Below are 20,005 nucleotides of genomic sequence, written 5' to 3' on the forward strand. Positions count from 1 at the left end.
CCTTTATAAATAGTTTAACTTTGTATAAAAAATGCCAAAAGGCAATTCATTATACTCTTGCTACTGAATAAATAAACAATTTGATTTTAATTTTATTAATTCAAATTTTATCTTAAGTGAAAGGGAGAGGGAGTGAAATTATCTTGACTGAGAGTACAATCCGATGTTGTTTGGTTGACAAATTATAATACTAAGCTCTGCTAATCTATCCCAAATATCTAGACTGAATTCTTTTTTTGTTGCATATTCAAGTTGAGCAAGTTGTTGGAAAATAACATAAAGCTGTTTATAAGTTAAACGCTGGAAAGCTTGGCTAAATAGCGGTCGACGATTCTGCCAAACCTTTAACTGATCAAATCGCTCTCGTAATTGTTGGATGGGGAGGTTTGAATCAATTGGTGTTTTATGTAGTGGCTTTGATAAGGCTAATAATGTCATTAAGTCACGTTGTAAAGTTCGCAATAAGATAACAGGTTGTATATCTTCAGCTTGTAATCCAAACAAAATTCGCTGCGCACGTTTTAGTTTACCTTCCAATAAAGCATCAACCCATTGAAATACTGTAAAAACTGAAGACTGCTCGACAGTTGTTTGTACTCGTTGGTAAGTTAATTTACCCTCAGGATAGAGTAAAGCAAGTAATTGTAGACTTTGTTTTAAAGCTAATAAATTATTTTCGTAGCTATAACAAAGTAGCTGTGTTGCTTGTTCTTCAATTGTTAGTCCCATCGATTTCGCTCGATTACTGATCCAACGGGGTAGCTGTTCAATATTGGGTGTTTGGCAGTTGACTAAGACCGCTTTTGGCTCGTAATCAATACTTTGTATAAACCACTTTTGTTTTTCTGTTGCTTTTGCTAACTTAGTTAATTGTAAAATAAGTAATATATCTTCATTTAGCAGCGAGATCAGTTCTTGTAAATGCTGTTGCAATGTTACAGTAAGATTATCTGGTAAATTGAGAAAAATAATTTGTTTATTAAAAAATAATCCTATGGATTGACAGCGTTCAAATAAACCATTCCAATCTGTATTGTTATCTACAGAAATGATATTTTTCTCATCAAACCCTTGTTTAAAAGCCATCTGACTAATGAGATCTTGACTTTCACTAAGCAATAAAGGATCTTGCCCCACTAGATAATAGAGTTTTACCAGTCTATGCTGTAGAGTTGCCTCCAGCTGCTCGGTGAAAATGCGATTCATTATTTCGTTTGGATTTGATGTTGTAATGCGACCATTTTTGTAATTAACTGACGAGCTGCTTGTTCGCGCATATCATGCCAAATGACTTCTTTTTCAGCAGATTTAGCTAACGCAGCACGTGAGTTATCAAAGAAAGTGCGATTCACTTTTGCCGAAATTGGGAATGATGCATAGTTAGGCAATTTTACCATTGCCTCAACTTCTAAAATCAGGACTTTTTCTGCTTCGCGACCACGTTTAAAAATTGATGCAACTTTATCATCCATTGTAATTTTATTTAAGCGTAATACTGGGATTGTCTGCTGAGAATCAACCAAGTTAACATTGTTCATCTGTAATTGCTTTCTTAATACAATAGTCATTTCACTATAAGGATCACTACTTTCTAGTGTCAGTGTTTGTAATTCTTGTGGGATTAGCCCACCATTTTGGAATTTAAAGCCACAAGCGCTGATTAGACAGACACTTGTTATAAGTAAAAGATGTTTTAGTTGTTTCAACATAGGCAGATCCTTCGTTTCCCTCTGAGGGCAGAGGGAAAATTTAAGACAAATTATGAATTATTTTGCAACAAAGCTAAATAATTTACCAGGTACATAGATGGTTTTCATGATAGTTAAACCTTCTAAGTGCTTACTTACATTGCTATCTGATAAAGCGACTTGTTTAATATCTTCTTCACCCATATTCGCTGGTACAGTAATTTTTGCACGTACTTTACCATTTACCTGTACTACGACTAATTTTTCATCATCAATCATCGCATCTGCATCTGCTTCTACCCAAGGGGCAAAGTCAATTGCCTCTTGATTACCCAGCTCTTTCCATAATTGGAAACAAATATGTGGTGTGATTGGATAAAGCATGCGTATTACAGCGCTTAATGCTTCAGCCATAATGGCACGATCTTGATCATTTTCTAACGGTGCTTTCGTTAATTTATTCATTAACTCCATAATTGCAGCGATTGCAGTGTTGAATGTCTGACGTCGACCAATATCATCGCTCACTTTGGCAATCGTTTTGTGTACATCACGACGCAATGCTTTTTGGCTGGCTGAAAGTGCGGTCGGTTCTACAGCCGTTTTTGCTGGGTTTTTATTATATTCAAACGCCAGATTCCATAAACGAGCAAGAAAGCGTTTAGCCCCTTCTACACCAGACTCTTGCCATTCAAGAGTCATTTCTGCTGGTGAAGCAAACATCATGAACAAGCGTACTGTATCCGCACCATATTTTTCTACCATTTCTTGTGGGTCAATACCGTTATTTTTGGATTTTGACATTTTGGTCATACCTGAATGAACAAGCTCACGACCTTCCTTATCGAAGGCTTTTAAGATACGACCTTTTTCATCACGCTCAAGTGTGACTTCCGTTGGCGATACCCAAATACGCTCATTCGTTGGTGATGTGTAATAGAATGCATCTGCTAGCACCATACCCTGACACAATAATTTGTCTGCGGGCTCATCGCTTGTGACAAAGCCAGCATCACGTAATAATTTGTGGAAGAAACGGAAATACAGTAAGTGCATTGTTGCGTGTTCAATACCACCGATGTATTGATCCACAGGTAACCAGTAATTTGCTTCTTCTTTATCTAACATTGCTTCTGCAAATGTTGGTGAGGTGTAACGTGCATAGTACCAAGAAGATTCCATAAAGGTATCAAAGGTATCTGTTTCTTTTAATGCAGGTTGGGCGTTGTACGTGGTTTTTGCCCATTCAGGATCTGCTTTGATTGGGCTTTTCACACCGTCCATTACCACATCTTCAGGCAATACGATTGGTAAATCTTGTAATGGTGCAGGCACGACATCGCCATTTTCTAAGGTAAGCATTGGAATTGGTGCCCCCCAGTAGCGTTGACGAGACACGCCCCAGTCACGTAAGCGATAATTCACTTGTTTTTTACCCACACCTATTTGTGCCAATTTATTCGCAATACCATTAAAGGCAGCCTCAAAATCTAAACCATCAAATTCTGCAGAATTAATCACACGACCATATTCAGTGAAAGCCGCTTTTTGAAAGTCCCACTCGCTACCATCAATAGGTTCAACCACTTGTTTGATGGTTAAATGATATTTAAGTGCAAATTCGTGATCACGTTCGTCATGTCCCGGTACTGCCATAACCGCACCAGTACCATAATGCATTAACACAAAGTTAGCCACCCAAACTGGTAATTTTTCCCCAGTTAATGGATGAATAACGAATAGTCCAGTTGGCATACCTTTCTTTTCCATTGTCGCAAGTTCAGCTTCTGCCACTTTGGTGTTTTTGCATTCTTGGATGAATTGGGCTAATTCTGGGTTATTTTCCGCCGCCTTTTCTGCTAAAGGATGTGCTGCTGCAACAGCAACATAAGACACACCAAAGAAGGTATCTGGGCGTGTGGTATAAACAGTTAAGCTATCTTCAGAATTGTCTAGTTTGAATGTGATTTCAACCCCTTCAGAACGACCGATCCAGTTACGTTGCATGGTTTTTACTTGGTCTGGCCATAATGGAAGGTTGTCCAAATCACCTAATAATTGCTCTGCATAATCTGTGATTTTAATAAACCATTGTGGAATTTCTTTTTGTTCCACAGGGGTATCACAGCGCCAGCAGCAGCCTTCGTGCACTTGTTCATTCGCCAATACGGTTTCATCGTTTGGGCACCAGTTCACCGTAGATGTTTTTTTGTACACTAAACCTTTTTTGTATAACTCAGTGAAGAACCATTGTTCCCATTTGTAGTATTCAGGTTTACAGGTGGTCACCTCACGCTCCCAATCAAAGCCAAAACCCAAAATTTTGAGTTGGTTTTTCATATAATCGATATTTTCGTAAGTCCATTTTGCAGGTGCAGTCTTATTTTTGATCGCAGCACCTTCAGCTGGCAAACCGAATGCATCCCAGCCCATTGGTTGTAAGACATTTTTCCCGTTCATACGTTGATAGCGTGAAACCACATCACCAATAGTATAGTTACGCACATGACCCATATGCAGACGACCTGATGGGTAAGGGAACATTGAGAGGCAGTAATATTTCGGTTTATTAATATCTTTAATCGCTTTAAATGTTTTATTTTCTTGCCAATATTGTTGAACTTCTGGCTCAATCAAATCGGGACGATATTGTTCTTGCATAGTGTTACCTTACGATTTTAACCGCAATTTGCGGAGAGAATTTATTTGAGAAAATACCGTATAGAATAGCGTAAAATGGGGGAAATTGACAGCTTAAATACTGAAAAATAGTGAGATAGAGGAGGTGCTTGAGTAAATAGTTTGCTTGTTTTATATCTTATAATGCGTGGTATTTTTTCTTAATTGACAAGAAGATTTTTAAGATAGAGTATAAGGACTCCCTATTATTTTATTAAAGAGTAGAGAGCCCTTAATCGCCAATTTATTACCAAGTATAGCGAATACCTAAGTAGCCATTGTAAGACTCACGTGAAAGTGTTGAATTGCGATAGACTTGATTACGATCTTGAATACCTAATACATAATGTACATTCGCGTGAAGAGTGAGATTTTTTGTCAGTGGGAGTTGTCCTCCAAGACCAAATTCTGCGGCTAAATCACTAAAATGTTCACTTGCTATTTGGTTATCAATTTTTATTTGGCTTTTTTCACCTTTTAACATTTTAAGTAAGTTAGCACTAATATAAAAAACAGGCTCATGGTTTTGTTTATTGTTATTCCATGTGACACGTGTACCAATCCGAGCTACCCAACTATCTTGGTGGTTTTTCTGTATTGCTTTAATGCCATCGTTAAAACTTTTTAGCCATACAGATTGATAGCTGATTTGAGCTTGTGGTTCAATGGCAATATTTGGATTAAGTAGTGGAAATGGTTTACCTATTTCTATTGATGCGCCAAAAGCATAACCATTTTGTTTAGTTTGCGTATTTTGGCTACGATAACGGTTTTGTAGCCAAGAAATTTGTCCAACAGTATCAATGTATAAACCCGTTGAACTATAGTAAGTATGATAGCTACCAAGTGAGAACATGTCTGTTCTGGCACTACCAGTAAACTTATTCGATGTAACGATAGCATTTTTTGTACGATATTTATCAAAGAAACTATTTTTTGCCCAGCCATAAGTCAATGTAATACCTGTATATTGCCGTGTTTTGTCTTCACTTAGCTTGAAAATTAAGTCTTGACCAAATTGTATAAAACCAGATTGTGTTTTGGTAGCAAAGCGTTTTTTACCTTGGAACATATCATAGCCATAACGTACTCGAGTCCAAATTCGTTTGTTAATATCATTTTTATCAAACAATAAATGAGGTTGTTCCCCAATACGTTCATGTAATTTACCAAGTTGTGAGTATATCATTTGGCGATTAACGAATGGCTGTTGTATATAACCGACAACAGGTTGGTTGATGATTTCTATATTTGGTAAAGATTGTAATGTCCAATGATAGTTATTACCATCACGTTTAAGTTGTGCCTCATAGGGACCATAGGTTTCAGCTGTCCCAATAAATAAATTACCGCTGTGATCGTTTTCTACTTCAATCACGTTTGTTGAAAATTGCTGTTGATTTTTTGCAGTAATATTACCTATTTTATTGCCATGAATTTTAATCGTAGTAATAGCATTGCCATCAATCGTTTTAATTTTTAGTACATCTGTTTTTGATATCCCATTTAGTGTATTGCCTAAATCATCCCAATGGGAATTGATGATCAAAGTACCACCTCCACTATAGTTATCTGCTGTAAGTATAAGTGGTTGATCATTGCTAGGAGAAATAAATGTAATTGTACCTGTATTAACTAAATTATCTAATCTAGAGTTTGCAGTATTATACCAACTTCCAGTATTCATGAGATTGAGAGTATCGGTATTACTACTCACTAAAAAGCCTGTTAATATATTCGAATTCGTCACATCGATATGACCATTTTGTGTATTTTGAAAAAGTGCGGCTGTTGAAGATAAATTACCTTGGTTATTAATGACTAGTTTTCCTGCACCATCATTAACAATGATTTGCTTATTAGTATTTATATTACCTTGAGATAAATTATTGAAAACAGCTGTTCTATTTTCTTCTGGTATAGCGTGAATAGTAATACCATCTTTACTTGTTACTGATAATTGACCATTATTTTCGAAAGTTGCGTCACTATAGAGCCTGATCGCATCAGCATTTGGCGTGTTAAAAATACTATTGCCGTTCATAGTGGTTTTACCATTACCTAAAGTAAAAATTTCATTATCATTTGGGTTCGTAATAGTAAATTGATTAAATATAATTGTTGGTGTAGCAGTAGGTGGAATATACAAGAACGTCTTATCGTTCATAATAGTTGTTTTTCCTTGAAACAAGAGCTGACCTGATGTATTTTCAAAAACTTTAATTGTCCCTCCTGTTGAATTTAATGAGACATTTTTATTAAAAACATACTTACCGTTGCCCATCCGAATAAAACTGGCTCCTGCAGTGTCTGCTATAACGTTACCTTCAATAATCATTGATGTATCCGTACGAGCATTACCCCAATCACCATCTCCATTTAAGGCAAATAATGAACCACCATTGACACTTTCTGCATGTGAAATATTAAGATTACCTTTAATATGTAAGTGATTCCCTCCACCAATGATGATATCTCTAGGGTATCGAGAAGATGTTGCTTTATGCACTGTAACATCTCCTTCAAAAATAGCAGTATTAGTTAAATCCTGCTCTGGGCGTAAAAAAATAGCTGCATAAGTACCATCACTCGTGCCATATCTAATTTTATGTAAATCAACATGGGGTGCAGTGAAAGTCGCTGTACCGCCTTTACTTATATCAATTACTGCATTGTCTCGGTTTTTATCTTTAAAATTATCGCCTGTATAATTACAGATGCCGCCAGATTGTACTACGGCACTGCCTGCTATTGGAGTCGGACAATTGGCATAAGCTATGTGAGGTAAAATAGCTATGTTAGAGAGAAGAATCGCTATTGTAGAGAGTTTCTGTGTATGAGTTTTAGGTAATAATAATTTAGATATAAAATGAGTTTGATTTTGCCTTTGCATAAAATTTGTCCTAATTATATAAGTTAATATAGATATTTTTTTGAGTATAAATGAATATTTTTAGGTTGTTAAATAACCAATTATTGCTTTTTTATAACTCAAGTCTAGCGTTTTTTGTTTTTTTAAACAATTTTATTGACATATAACTGATTATACTGGTAGTTAAACGATTACATAGTTTGTATGGTGTTAGAAGGGAAATATATTCTGAGTATTATTAGTGATAGCGATCATATAAAGGCAATAATTCTTTAATAGTTTTAGTACTAAACTGAACAATATCAATCTAATCTAGCTGTTGCTGTTCAATATTTTTGCCAATACACCAAAAATCGTTGACATGGCGTAATGTTAGCTCCTGTACTTGAAATTCAGGAACTTTTTTGAAATCAGCATATTCACTTTCATCACTATGCCAAAGCTGAAAATGGCTGTGTTTTTGAATCTTGATAGCCTCTAGCTATTGATTGGATTATTCAATTTTCATTTGTGAACGATCTGCTCGATAGTAATGCTAATCTAGACTAATAGAGAGGCGATGTTGATTTAAGATAATCGATAAAATCGACGCGGAGTTTTGTTGATATTCATATTTAAAATTAGAGAAAAAATATGCTTGAACTCGCCAGCCATTGCTCCACTTTTGCAAAAGGTACACCTAAAGTATTAGGTATTTGCAAGAGAATATATTTCTACTTTTCCCATTCTTCTTTGTCATTCCTTTTAATGTGATCAATATCTGCAGGACAAAACTTTTTCATCTGTGCAAATTGATAAAAGAGAATTTTGAGCACATCACAAGAAGAGGAGTTGATTAATGCTGTTTGTTGCATAAAATTTTACAAATCCTGACCGCAGTTTAAGCTATTATTGGTTTTGTATAATATCTGGCGTATATTCCAATTTTTTAATTGCTTGTAGCAAGCGCTGATTGTCTAGATCTTTTTTCGCTACAACATTGACAATGCGATCTTTAAAATTCGCTTTAGTCGATATAACTCCGTCAATACTACGTAGCTCTTTATTGACTAAATAAACACAAAGTTGGCATGTCATTTCTTTAATATGAATAGAGACCTGCTTTTCGTCTGTATTTATGTTAGGCATTGATGCATAGCTGATATTGAACAAAGAAAAAAAGAACAAAAATGCACAGACTATTTTTTTCATAACACACCTTTTTATTCAAGGAAGTAAGGTAACAGTGTTGGATAAAGTAAGAAAAATAGCATTACGACGAACACAATGGCATACAATATAATCAGATTTTTACGCGATACATATTTTGTGCAGATGATTTTTTTTGAAAATGTGAGTAACCAAAATCCATAACTAAATGCCGCTAGAGATAAAATGAGCATCGGGATGCGTAAATAATCGTATTCGTGTAAGCTGACTAGCCAAGTAGATGAAATACCAAATACCAGATAAATTAATGGTGCAATGCAACACAATGTAGAAGTTACTGCGGCAATTACCGCAGTAACACAAGTTGCAATAAAACTTTTGTTATAGTTCTTTTGCAGTGAATTCATAGCTGAACTCTTTTGGGTCAAAGAAGTTTAACGGATCGCCACCAATCTCTGCATATGGATAACCAAAGTTATTTAATGGTGCGACTTCTGGCAGTGGATAAAGCTCGAAATCACGTGCGTGATTGTAGCCCATCCAGTTCATTTCCCAGTTGCCAAATAAGTAATCAGACACCGCTTGGGTATCAGGGTCATTCACCGATTTTTTCTCAGCTAAACGCATTTTTGTGACATCCGCCGAATCTACAGGCACCCAGCCAAACCCTGCTAAATAAAATTCAGCACGGCAATGTTGTCCACCACTGACATTCGCAAATTTATTCGCATCAGCACTGCCAAATGCACCTTTAGAATATTTGCCCATTTTCACGGCTTGTCCTAAGCGGATACCAAAAATTTCGCGTGCCGGAATATTTGATGCACGAGCTAATGCTACAAAAACAGAGTTAATATCTGTACATTTTCCTTTTAGTACCCCTGTGGTTAAGATTTTTTCTACATCTCCATCGCCACAGCCTAATACAGAGTTATCTCGCTCCATATTATTCACAATCCATTGGTGGATTAACTCGGCTTTTTTCAGTGGATTAGTTTCTTTACCTACAATTTTGTCTGCATATTCTTTCACAATACCGTCAGTTTTGATGTGTGTTGTCGGTTTTAAATATTCTAAGACATCAACAGAATACTGAATTTTATTTGGCACTTGGTAGTCTTTTAATGCACCTTGCAACATAGGTTCGCGATCTTTGGTTTGAATCACCAATTGGATTTTTAAATCGCGTTTATCTGCATTTTCGTCCCAATTTGCAAACAGAGTTTTAGCTCCATATTGATTGTTCTCAGTAATATAGGCATCTTTATAATTGCCTTCAAATTGGATAGATTTGACTTCCTGATATTCATTGTTAAATGGCAATGGTACCCATAAATTAGTTTCACCTTTAGAGCCTTTTGGTACAGCCAAATTAAAAGATTTGGTGAGCTCGTAAGTATGTGTGTCAGTGAGTGTATTTGGAATTGAAGTGGCAAATGCGAAAGTAGAGCAGCCTGCAAGCAGGGCGGTGAGTAATTTTTTCATTAGATTGTCCTGTGTAGATAAATAAACATAACATGTTATATGCATCCCTGTTCATTCATTTTTTTTATGTAATGAACGTCACACAGCTTACCTGAAAATGGATGGAAAATAAACAGATATTTTGAACTTATATTTATAAATAATTTCTGAAATCAGTCAGTTTGATAGTCGCAGGAATGTGTGATTATAACCCATCACTTCTATGAGAGAGCCAGTCTTGATATCGTTTTTTGTATAAATTTCGCTCTTTTGGGGTTGCGAAAATAATATCTATACCTCCATCATAAGGGGCAATTAGGATATTTTTTGTAAAAGAAACAAAAGTTGCTCTTGAATTATCATTGGCAATATCTAATAACATTTCATCATAATTATGGTCTTGCCAGTAATGTAGTGAAAATAAACAAGTGTAATGAGATGTTTCATCATATTCTGTAGGGAATTGTTTTGATAAATCAATTTGGGTAAATTGTTGAAAATCATATTGAGAATACACTTTACCCACTTTTTGACTGTCAAATAAACCAACGACAATAAAAAACGCATTATTGCTACCAATTAAATCGTTGAATAATTGATTCTGTCTAGCTAATAAAAGCTGTTCTTCATTTTTATTAGTCGGATAACGTTTTGAACTGGGAAGACTATGAATACGCAGCCAACGAGTTGGGTACTGTATTTTATATAAATGCGTGATAGGAACTAAATATGGATAAGATAAATCCCATAACTTTTTAAACAGTATGCTATTCATTATAATTTTTTACAGCAGGTTGAGTGAAATATTGCTTATCTTCCCAGCGTAACATTGTCATACGATTACCCCATACGCAACCTGTATCAAGCGCATAAATATTCGTAGGTGTTGTGGTATCAACTAAACTTGCCCAATGCCCAAAGATAATAGGCATCGTCTGATAAAGTGGATTATCTAAGTTAAACCAAGGGGTGAGCTCTTCTGGTGCAGATTCTGGTGGTTGTTTGCAATCGAAATCTAAACGATGATCCCAATAGCAAAAACGCATACGGGTGAACACGTTGATGCTGTAACGTAGACGATCTAAACTTTGCAGATTTTCATCCCAACGATTGGGGTGATTTTGGTACATATTTTCGATTAGGTGATGATAATTGCCGTTGCGTAGCACTTCTTCCACTTCGTTAGCGCATAGCTTAGCAGTCGCAAGATCCCAATCAGGAGAAATGCCAGCATGGGTCATCACAAAATGGTGTTGTTCATGGTGGATAAGTAATGGCTGGTGGCGTAACCAGTCGATTAACTCGTCAAAATCAGGAGCCTCAAAGATTGCATCAACACGATCGCGTGGTTTTATTTTTTTAATACCGAGTGCTGTAGAGATTAGATGTAAATCATGATTTCCTAACACAGTTTGAGCTGCGGGTCCCAATGATTTAACAAACCGTAGGCACTCAAGAGACTTATCTCCTCGAGCGACTAAATCTCCTACGAGATAAAGTTGGTCGTCTGTTGGATTGAATGCTACTTTTTCTAACAAAAGCTGTAATTCATCATAACAGCCTTGTAAATCACCAACTAGATATGTTGCCATTTCACACCGCACTTATTCCATTAATCGTCTAAATTTTCAATCACTTCGTCTTTGTTGATATCTGCTGGTGGATTGTCAGCTAACCAGTTCGCTAAACGTGCATAATCCGCAATCGATAAGTTTTCTGCACGTGCTGTTAGATCAATGCCTAATTCAGTCAGTTGTTCAGCAGTGAATAATGAGGATAGAGCATTGCGTAAGGTTTTACGGCGTTGATTAAATGCTTGGCTACAGACACGATTCAACCAATATAAATCTTTGACAGGATATGGTAATTCTTTGTGAGGAATCAAACGAACTACGGCTGAATCTACTTTGGGCGCTGGTTTAAACGCAGTTGGTGGCACTTCAAGTACAGGCATTACTTGACAGAAATATTGCGCCATAATAGTTAAACGCCCGTAAGCTTTGCTATTTGGACCTGCACATAAACGTTTTACCACTTCTTTTTGTAGCATAAAGTGCATATCTTGAATGCAATCATGATATTTAAATAAATGGAACATCAATGGAGTAGAAATGTTGTAAGGCAAGTTACCAAACACACGCATTTTTTGATTTTTTTCAGCGAGTTTTGCCTCTTGATAGAGCTGAGCAAAATCAAATTGCATGGCATCTGTTTCAATTACTGTAATTTTATGATGCAAAAAAGGGTGATGACGTAAACGTTCAGCTAAGTCACGGTCTAATTCCACTACGGTTAGGTGATCAACTAACTCACCAACAGGCTCCGTTAAAGCCCCTAAACCTGGACCGATCTCAACTAAAAACTGATCTTTTTGTGGATAGATTGCGGCAACAATGCCTTGAATGACATTGTCATCGTGTAAAAAGTTTTGTCCAAAACGCTTGCGAGCGGTATGACCTAAATGTTTTTTTGAATTCATATGATCTGATTAATTAACAAAAGTGCGGTTTATTATAAAGCAAAATCCCAGCTTGTGTGCTGGGATTTATGGATTAATTTATTTTTACTTTAAGTAGCGAATATCTGCATGTTTACGTAATGCTTTTACCCAATCTCTTTCAACATCTTTCACTTGTTCATTCACTAACTGTTCGTAGGCTTTTTGTCTGTAAGCATCAACAGTTCGATCACTTTCACGTGTATCTGTTACTTCTAAAATATGCCAACCAAATTCTGTTTTAAATGGTGCTGAAATTATCCCTTTTTTGCTGCTTAGTATTGTTTTTTGGAATGGACCAACATAGCTTTCAGGGAATGCAAAGCCTAAATTACCACCATTAGCACCAGATAAGTAATCTTTTGAATATTTTAGTGCAGCATCAGCAAAAGTCGTTTTACCTGATAAAATATCAGCACGAATTTGTGTTAGCTGTGCCTTCGCTTGTGTATCACTTAATAGTGGGTTTAATTTTAATAAGATATGACGAACTTCATATTGTTTAGCAGATACTTTTTTTTCTGTCCCTTTTTCTTTTGCTTGTTGTAACAATTGCTGACTTAAGGCTTCTACTTGTTCTCTTGTCACATCAATACTTTGCCCAATTGCTTGATTACGCACTTCACCCATTAGAAGTTGATTGGCAATTTGTTGACGATAAGCATTATAACTAATTCCTTGATAGTCTAATGCATCGAGTAATTGACCATAAGTTAAGCCATTTTGTGCCGCAATACCTTCAATAATTTGATCCACTTGTGCATAGTTGATTTTGATACCTGAATTATCAATGGCTTGCTGTACTAATATGTCATCTATTGCTTTGTCTAGCGCAGTTTGACGATCGCCTTTTTTACCCATATGTTTTTTTACTTGGCTTTCTAAAACAGGTATACCATTGACTGTTGCGACGATACGCTCGGCTGCTTGTGTCGTTGAAACTGCAAATAATCCGATGACAGCTAAAAAAATAGACTTCATATTAATGATCTTCATTATCTATTCCATTATTTTAAATAAGTTAAAAATTACATTGGTTAGAGTATCAATTTTGTAAAAGGTTCACAAACTTTATTTAGTCGGTGAAATGAGCGCTACCTCATAGCAATTATCGAATTTTATCGTACGGACTTGGACTTTTTCTTTGCGGCTTGTCGGTACATTTTTTCCGACATAATCAGCACGGATAGGCAATTCACGATGTCCTCTATCAACAAAAATGACTAATTCAATTTTAGCCGCTCGTCCAAAGTCAACTAATGCATCAAGTGCGGCACGAATGGTTCGACCTGTATAGAGAACATCATCAACCAGAATTACTTCTTTATTATGAATATTAATGAAATTTGACGCACCACTATATGTTGGGCTTTGAGAATTAGGTTCCGCATATTCGAGGTCATCTCGGTAGAACGTAATATCTAAATCGATAGAAGGTAGTTCTACTTTCGCTAAATCAGCGATTTTTTTCTTAATCAACTCTGCAATTTCAGCACCACGGCGTTTAATCCCCACAATGACTACATTATCTAAGTTTTGATGTTTTTCAATGATTTCATGTGAAATACGAGAGATAGTGCGCAGAAATTGGTTTTCATCAATAATGATTTTTTCCATGATAATTGACCTAAATAACTAAGAAATTTAGGGGTTAAAATAGCATAAAAGCAAGTAATATCATATAGGAAATAAAAAGTTGAACATGGAAATTCTGAAAAAACGCACCACACTTTTATCTTATTTGCTATAAAGTGCGGTGAGTTTTTTGATTATTTTGAATGACGTTCTTTAAGTTTTCCAATCACATCTGCCCAACTTAAATCGGCATCTTGTAATAATACCGTCAAGTGATAAGCCAAATCCGCCGCTTCACAAATGGTTTCATTACGATCTTTAACTGTGGCTGCAAGCGCGGTTTCCACGCCTTCTTCGCCAACTTTTTGTGCAATACGCTTAGTCCCTTTGGCATACAGCTGAGCGGTGTAAGAGCTTGTTGGATCAGCACCTTTACGTTCAGCAATCAAACGTTCTAACTTACTAAAGAAAATCCAATCAGGCTGAGTTGCATTGTCAAATTGATAAAAACAGCTTTCTGCGCCTGTATGACAAGTTTCACCGATTGGATTGACTAAAATCAGCAACGTATCATTATCACAATCCAAGCTCATATCTACCACATTTAAAAAATGTCCAGAGGTTTCACCTTTTGTCCATAAACGGTTTTTCGTACGTGAAAAAAAGGTCACACGTTTTTCCGTGAGCGTTTTTTCTAACGCCTCTTGGTTCATATAACCAAGCATCAACACTTCACAAGTCGCCGCATTTTGGATAATGACAGGCAGTAGGTTATCGACTTTTTGCCAGTTGATTTGTTCTCTATTTAACATTACGCTCTCACCTCAATATTCTCTTGTCTCAAATATGCCTTCAACTCCCCAATATCAATAATGCGTTTATGGAACACGCTGGCGGCAAGTGCACCATCAACATTGGCTTCGATAAAGGCATCGCGGAAATGCACCATTTCACCTGCACCGCCTGAAGCGATTAGAGGAATGTGGCAAACTTCACGTACTAATTTTAATTGGGCGATGTCGTAGCCTTGGCGGACACCATCTTGATTCATCATATTTAATACGATTTCACCTGCACCACGTTTCTGCACTTCTTTTACCCAGTTGAGTAATTGCCAGTTTGTTTGGCGAGTGCGACTTTCATCGCCAGTATATTGATTGACCCAGTATTTGCCTGTTTCTTTTTCAAACCAGCTGTCGATGCCTACCACAATGGCTTGCACGCCAAAGCGATCGGCTAAGCGGTTGATTAAATGAGGATCGGCAAGTGCGGGTGAATTTATAGAAATTTTATCTGCGCCAAAGGCAAACAGTTTTTCGGCATCTTCGACACTTTTAATGCCTCCCGCCACGCAGAATGGAATATCAATCACTTGTGCCACACGTTCTACCCAGCTTTTATCAATTGTTCTGCCGTCCGAAGAAGCGGTAATATCGTAGAAAACTAGCTCATCTGCACCTTCTTCCGCATAGCGTTGAGCAAGTGGCACAATATCGCCAATAATTTCGTGGTTGCGGAACTGGACACCTTTCACTACTTGTCCATCACGCACGTCTAAGCAAGGAATTATGCGTTTTGCCAACATTCAATCGCCTCCTGCACATTAAATTTGCCTTCCAATAAGGCTCGACCAACAATCACACCAGACACACCAGTGTCCTTTAATGCTTCCACATCTGCCAGAGTGCCAATTCCCCCTGATGATTGGAATTGAATATGTGGGAATTGTGCGCAGATTTCTTGATAAAGTGCTACATTTGAGCCTTGCAACGTACCGTCTTTGGAAATATCTGTACATAACACGTGTTGCAAGCCTACTTCACTAAAATCCGCAATGAGCGCTTCTAACGAAACACCGCTATTTTCTTGCCAGCCGCTTACGGCAATCTGTTTCTCGCCTTGTGCATTAATGTTCACATCTAACGCTAACACAAATTTTTCGGCACCATATTTTTTAAACCATTGTTTGACCATTTCAGGCTGTTTGACAGCAGTCGAACCAATGACGACGCGGTTCGCTCCAACGGCTAATAAATCTGCGACATCTTGTTCGGTGCGAATGCCTCCACCTATTTGAATCGGGCAATTTACCGCCTTGATAATCTCGCCAATCAGTTGTGTTTGGCGTTTATTCGGATCTTTTGCTCCGGTGAGATCCACTAAATGCAATTGTTTTGCCCCTTGCGTCACATAGGTTTGGAATTGGGCAATCGGATTATCTGAATAAAGGGTTTTCTGCCCGTAATCACCTTGATACAGACGTACCACCTGACCGTCAATCAGATCAAGTGCGGGGATAATTTGTGATGTTTTCATTGTGTTTCCTGTGTTTGCAAAATTTTCTTAAAATTGACCGCACTTATTTAATCTTTTCGACAAAGTTACGCAAAAATAATGCGCCAGCCTTACCTGAGCGCTCTGGGTGGAATTGTGCGCCGTAAAAATTGTTATGTTGGATGACTGCAGAAAACGGCACGCCGTAATCACAAGTGGCAATGGTGTATGAGTTTGGCAACACGCCATAGCTATGCACAAAATAGAAATAGCTGTCTTGCTCAATGCCTGCAAATAACGGGTGTTCGGCGACATAATGCACCTTATTCCAGCCCATATGGGGTAATGGCAACTGACAATCTGGCAATTTTTCGGTTTTGCCTGACATCAGTTTTAATAAGTCCAAATTGCCTTCTTCGGAATATTCCGTCATTAATTGCATTCCCAAACAAATTCCTAAAACAGGCTGGGTTAAGTTTTGAATAACCTCAATTAAGCCTAAATCTGCCAGATTTTGCATTGCTGCTTTTGCTGTACCGACACCGGGTAGAATCAATTTCTCGGCAGAGCGAATTTGTTCAATATTATCGGTAATTTCTGCGTGATAACCCAAACGATCAAAAGCAAATTTGACTGAGGAAAGGTTAGCGCAACGGGTATTGATGATAATATTCATTTTGTTATCTCCATACTATTTTTTCCATAGATTAACTTATCTATAAGCCTATTTTTTCCTTCTGCTTTTATTATACTTATCAGAAATAATATTAATATAATATATGTAGATATATAATATAGGGTTTCATTAATATTTAAAGATTGTAATATTTTTATAGGCAAGACGTGCCATAAGTATAGAGGTAAAGATAGTTTTCCTAAAATAGATAGTAAGTTGGTTTTTTCATGTTTTTTTTCTTGGTTTTTAAATATGTATATCATTATATATATAATTGATGCGTTGGCTATTGTTTTACCAAATCCTATCATTAGTTTAAATTCTGATAGAATATAAATTAAAATTCCTATATTTAATAATATGATTGCCTTTTTGATATGTTTTTTTATATCTATTCTAGAAAATAAATATCCCAGATAAAAATAAATAAAATAATAATAAAATCTTTTATCTCCTAACTTTCTATAAATATAGTTATCTGAAAGTTGCCATTGGCTATAACTTTCAAAGAAAATAGTGGCTATTATAAAGAATGTTAATAGTGTAATATAAATTATTTTTTTTTCTTCTTTAATTTTTAATAGAGCTCTCAAGTATAATATAAAAAGTAGCATTGCAGGTATATACCATAAATGATAGTATGGGTATGTTATAGAATATTTAAAGAATATACTATAAAATATAAAAGCTATAAAATATGGTATTAATATACTATCTTTATATTTTTTTAGTATTTTACTTATAGGCATATCTTTTATGGTTTCTTTTATAAAAAATCCTGTAATCGCAAAAAATAATGGCATGTGAAAGAAATATATAGTTTCTCTCAATATACTATTTTCTATTTTTTCTAGAGATACATGACCAATAATAACTAAAATAATTAATATTCCTTTTATTTGATCAATTATTTCTATTCTATGTTGCTTATTAGCATTATCGCTCATTTATAAGATCCCTTTACTACTCGGCAATTCATTCCCTTCCACTTTAATACACTGTCTTAACGTGCGTCCAAACACTTTAAACAGGCTTTCAATTTTGTGGTGGTCGTTGTCGCCTTTGGTTTTTAGGTGTAAGGTTGCCATTAAGGTATAAGCGATAGATTGGAAAAAATGCTCCGTCATTTCGGTGCTGAAGTCGCCCACTTTATCGCGTTTAAATTTGGCTTTGAATTTGAAATAGGGGCGACCTGACAAGTCCATCGTACATTCTGCCTTGCATTCGTCCATTGGTAACACAAAGCCAAAGCGTTGAATGCCTCGTTTATCGCCAAGGGCTTGTTTTAATGCGGTACCGAGGGCGAGGGCAGTGTCTTCGACGGTGTGATGTTCGTCGATCCAAAGATCGCCTTTACAACTTACGTTCATTCGGAAACCACCGTGGGTGGCGATTTGATCGAGCATATGATCGAAAAAGCCGACACCGGTTTTAATCTCGTTTACGCCGGTTTCATCTAACCAAACTTGCACTTTAATATCGGTTTCTTTGGTGGTACGTACCACTTCGGCATAGCGCGGTTTACGATCAATAAGTGCGGTCTGTTTTGGCAACAATTTTTCCACAATCAGATCCCAATTGAGTTTCTCTCGATCATATTGCAACGCACGAATACCGAGATTTTCTGCCAGTTGCACATCGGTGTATCGGTCGCCAATCACAAAGCTGGTGGCTGGGTCGAACAGTTTTTTATCAATATATTTTTTCAATAATTTGACTTTAGGCTTACGGCAATCACAGTTGTCTTCTGGTTTGTGTGGGCAAATTAACACTTCGTCAAACTCAATACCTTGAGATTTAAATAACGCCATCATTGCATTGTGCGGTTTGTCAAAATTCTTTTGTGGGAAAGATGGCGTGCCTAAGCCATCTTGGTTGCTGACCATCACAAAACGGTAAAAAGGTTTGAGTTTCAACAGCGCTGGAATAACATTTGGCTCAAATTGTAATTTTTCTAAACTGTCGATTTGAAAATCGGTTTTAGGCTCATCAATTAACGTGCCGTCGCGGTCGATAAAAAGAATAGATTGTTGTGTCATATTGTTATCCTGTTTGTCTTTTGTTCTGTCTGTATCTTATGCAATTTGACGAATAGCTTCAATCACTTGGCGGTTTTCTTCCGCAGTACCAATCGTGATACGAATGCAGTTTTCTAACATCAATGCGCTGTGTTGGTTACGCAAGATAATGCCTTGCTCCCAAAGGGCTTTAAATACCTTTTGCCCGTCTTTAAATTTCACTAAGACATAGTTGCCATCGCTTTCGAAGACGTTTTCAACGCAAGGCAATGTGCGGAGTTCGGTTTCAAGTGCGGTGCGATTTTGCAAAATTTCTTGTACTCGCTGTTGCATCATTTGTAAGCTATCTTTTTGCAGGGCTTGAGCCGCAATATCCGCCACAGGCACAGGCAATGGATAAGGCGCAATGACTTTTTGTAGCACGTCGATTAACTCTTTGTTTGCAAGGGTAAAACCACAACGCAAGCCCGCCAATGCAAAGGCTTTGGATAGGGTGCGGATAATCGCTAAGTGTGGGTAATTTTTTAGCTCCGTAACCATTGTCGCTTGTGGGCAAAATTCAATGTAAGCCTCATCCACCACCACAATGGCTTTATCTCTCGTCATTTCTAATAAGGCTAACAAATCTTCACGATTCACTAACGTACCCGTTGGATTATTCGGGCTACACACAAATACGACTTTTACGCCTGCAAGATTGCGTTCAATTTCAGATAAATGCAGCTGAAAATCAGCGGTTAAAGGCACAGTTTTCAATGCAATGCCACAGGTTTCAGCACTCACGGAATACATTCCATAGGTTGGCGGGCAGTAAAGCACGCTATCTTGCGCCTCACAAAAAGCACGGATGATCAGTTCGATACTTTCATCGCCGCCTCGGCTGACTAGCACGTTTTCAGGTTTCACCCCTGCATAATTGGCATAGCCTTCAATTACCGATTGCGGTTGAGGTTCAGGATAACGGTTAAACGTGCGGTGAGTTAAATCAAAATTTGGCGAAGTCGGATATTCATTCGCATTCAACCAAATATCGCCTTTCCCACCTAAACGACGCGCGGATTGATAGGGCGTTAGGGCTTGAATATTTTTACGTGAAAGTGATGCAATTGACAT

The 20,005-nt window shown here is 37.0% G+C and carries 19 protein-coding genes and 1 pseudogene; all 20 read right to left on the minus strand.

The features are described 5' to 3' along the window. Positions 1-138: 138 nt before the first annotated feature. The 20 genes and pseudogenes from holA to hisC all read right to left on the minus strand — a co-directional run bounded on the left by holA (position 139) and on the right by hisC (position 20,005). Complete coding sequence (holA, locus tag DYE19_RS10725; RefSeq protein ID WP_115323523.1) at positions 139-1,206, minus strand: DNA polymerase III subunit delta; 1,068 nt, start codon at positions 1,204-1,206, stop codon at positions 139-141. Further along, complete coding sequence (locus DYE19_RS10730; protein WP_115323524.1) at positions 1,206-1,709, minus strand: LPS-assembly lipoprotein LptE; 504 nt, start codon at positions 1,707-1,709, stop codon at positions 1,206-1,208. Before DYE19_RS10730 ends, holA begins: the two co-directional genes overlap by 1 nt. 57 nt (positions 1,710-1,766) lie before the next feature. Further along, the gene (leuS, locus tag DYE19_RS10735) at positions 1,767-4,349 is read right to left on the minus strand and encodes a leucine--tRNA ligase (protein WP_115323525.1); all 2,583 of its coding nucleotides are present in this window, start codon (positions 4,347-4,349) and stop codon (positions 1,767-1,769) included. Positions 4,350-4,614: 265 nt separating this feature from the next. Next, on the minus strand, positions 4,615-7,260 hold the full coding sequence (locus tag DYE19_RS10740) for an autotransporter outer membrane beta-barrel domain-containing protein (protein ID WP_115323526.1): 2,646 nt from the start codon (positions 7,258-7,260) through the stop codon (positions 4,615-4,617). 217 nt (positions 7,261-7,477) lie between these two features. Continuing rightward, a pseudogene (locus tag DYE19_RS10745) lies at positions 7,478-8,093 on the minus strand (HI_0552 family protein). Between the two features lie 34 nt (positions 8,094-8,127). Continuing rightward, the gene (locus tag DYE19_RS10750) at positions 8,128-8,430 is read right to left on the minus strand and encodes a heavy-metal-associated domain-containing protein (RefSeq protein WP_115323527.1); all 303 of its coding nucleotides are present in this window, start codon (positions 8,428-8,430) and stop codon (positions 8,128-8,130) included. A gap of 11 nt (positions 8,431-8,441) precedes the next feature. Continuing rightward, positions 8,442-8,795: a hypothetical protein gene (locus DYE19_RS10755; protein ID WP_115323528.1), complete on the minus strand. Its 354-nt coding sequence runs from the start codon at positions 8,793-8,795 to the stop codon at positions 8,442-8,444. Next, positions 8,770-9,873 (minus strand): transglutaminase-like domain-containing protein, encoded by a 1,104-nt coding sequence (locus DYE19_RS10760; RefSeq protein ID WP_115323529.1) that lies wholly within the window; start codon positions 9,871-9,873, stop codon positions 8,770-8,772. Before DYE19_RS10760 ends, DYE19_RS10755 begins: the two co-directional genes overlap by 26 nt. A 184-nt stretch (positions 9,874-10,057) precedes the next feature. Beyond that, positions 10,058-10,627, minus strand: coding sequence for a DUF3885 domain-containing protein (locus DYE19_RS10765; protein ID WP_115323530.1), 570 nt, complete (start codon positions 10,625-10,627; stop codon positions 10,058-10,060). After that, complete coding sequence (gene apaH, locus DYE19_RS10770; protein WP_115323531.1) at positions 10,620-11,444, minus strand: bis(5'-nucleosyl)-tetraphosphatase (symmetrical) ApaH; 825 nt, start codon at positions 11,442-11,444, stop codon at positions 10,620-10,622. The genes DYE19_RS10765 and apaH overlap by 8 nt, the downstream gene beginning before the upstream one ends. Before the next feature lie 20 nt (positions 11,445-11,464). Further along, the gene (rsmA, locus tag DYE19_RS10775) at positions 11,465-12,331 is read right to left on the minus strand and encodes a 16S rRNA (adenine(1518)-N(6)/adenine(1519)-N(6))-dimethyltransferase RsmA (protein ID WP_115323532.1); all 867 of its coding nucleotides are present in this window, start codon (positions 12,329-12,331) and stop codon (positions 11,465-11,467) included. 84 nt (positions 12,332-12,415) lie between these two features. Beyond that, on the minus strand, positions 12,416-13,345 hold the full coding sequence (locus DYE19_RS10780) for a peptidylprolyl isomerase (RefSeq protein ID WP_049214630.1): 930 nt from the start codon (positions 13,343-13,345) through the stop codon (positions 12,416-12,418). Between the two features lie 75 nt (positions 13,346-13,420). After that, positions 13,421-13,966 carry a bifunctional pyr operon transcriptional regulator/uracil phosphoribosyltransferase PyrR gene (gene pyrR, locus DYE19_RS10785; protein ID WP_115323533.1) on the minus strand — a complete coding sequence of 182 codons (546 nt, stop codon included), beginning with the start codon at positions 13,964-13,966 and terminating at the stop codon, positions 13,421-13,423. Between the two features lie 152 nt (positions 13,967-14,118). Next, entirely contained in the window at positions 14,119-14,736 is a 618-nt protein-coding gene (hisIE, locus tag DYE19_RS10790) for a bifunctional phosphoribosyl-AMP cyclohydrolase/phosphoribosyl-ATP diphosphatase HisIE (RefSeq protein WP_115323534.1), read from the minus strand. Further along, positions 14,736-15,509 carry an imidazole glycerol phosphate synthase subunit HisF gene (gene hisF / locus DYE19_RS10795; protein ID WP_115323535.1) on the minus strand — a complete coding sequence of 258 codons (774 nt, stop codon included), beginning with the start codon at positions 15,507-15,509 and terminating at the stop codon, positions 14,736-14,738. Before hisF ends, hisIE begins: the two co-directional genes overlap by 1 nt. Beyond that, positions 15,491-16,240 (minus strand): 1-(5-phosphoribosyl)-5-[(5-phosphoribosylamino)methylideneamino]imidazole-4-carboxamide isomerase, encoded by a 750-nt coding sequence (gene hisA, locus DYE19_RS10800; protein ID WP_115323536.1) that lies wholly within the window; start codon positions 16,238-16,240, stop codon positions 15,491-15,493. The genes hisF and hisA overlap by 19 nt, the downstream gene beginning before the upstream one ends. Before the next feature lie 43 nt (positions 16,241-16,283). Then, complete coding sequence (gene hisH / locus DYE19_RS10805; protein ID WP_115323537.1) at positions 16,284-16,874, minus strand: imidazole glycerol phosphate synthase subunit HisH; 591 nt, start codon at positions 16,872-16,874, stop codon at positions 16,284-16,286. Next, positions 16,871-17,821 (minus strand): acyltransferase family protein, encoded by a 951-nt coding sequence (locus tag DYE19_RS10810; protein ID WP_115323538.1) that lies wholly within the window; start codon positions 17,819-17,821, stop codon positions 16,871-16,873. The genes hisH and DYE19_RS10810 overlap by 4 nt, the downstream gene beginning before the upstream one ends. Then, positions 17,822-18,913: a bifunctional histidinol-phosphatase/imidazoleglycerol-phosphate dehydratase HisB gene (hisB, locus tag DYE19_RS10815; RefSeq protein WP_115323539.1), complete on the minus strand. Its 1,092-nt coding sequence runs from the start codon at positions 18,911-18,913 to the stop codon at positions 17,822-17,824. Between the two features lie 36 nt (positions 18,914-18,949). Further along, positions 18,950-20,005, minus strand: coding sequence for a histidinol-phosphate transaminase (hisC, locus tag DYE19_RS10820; protein WP_115323540.1), 1,056 nt, complete (start codon positions 20,003-20,005; stop codon positions 18,950-18,952).

Origin of the sequence: Pasteurella canis (assembly GCF_900454865.1) — a bacterium.
Lineage (GTDB): Bacteria > Pseudomonadota > Gammaproteobacteria > Enterobacterales > Pasteurellaceae > Pasteurella > Pasteurella canis.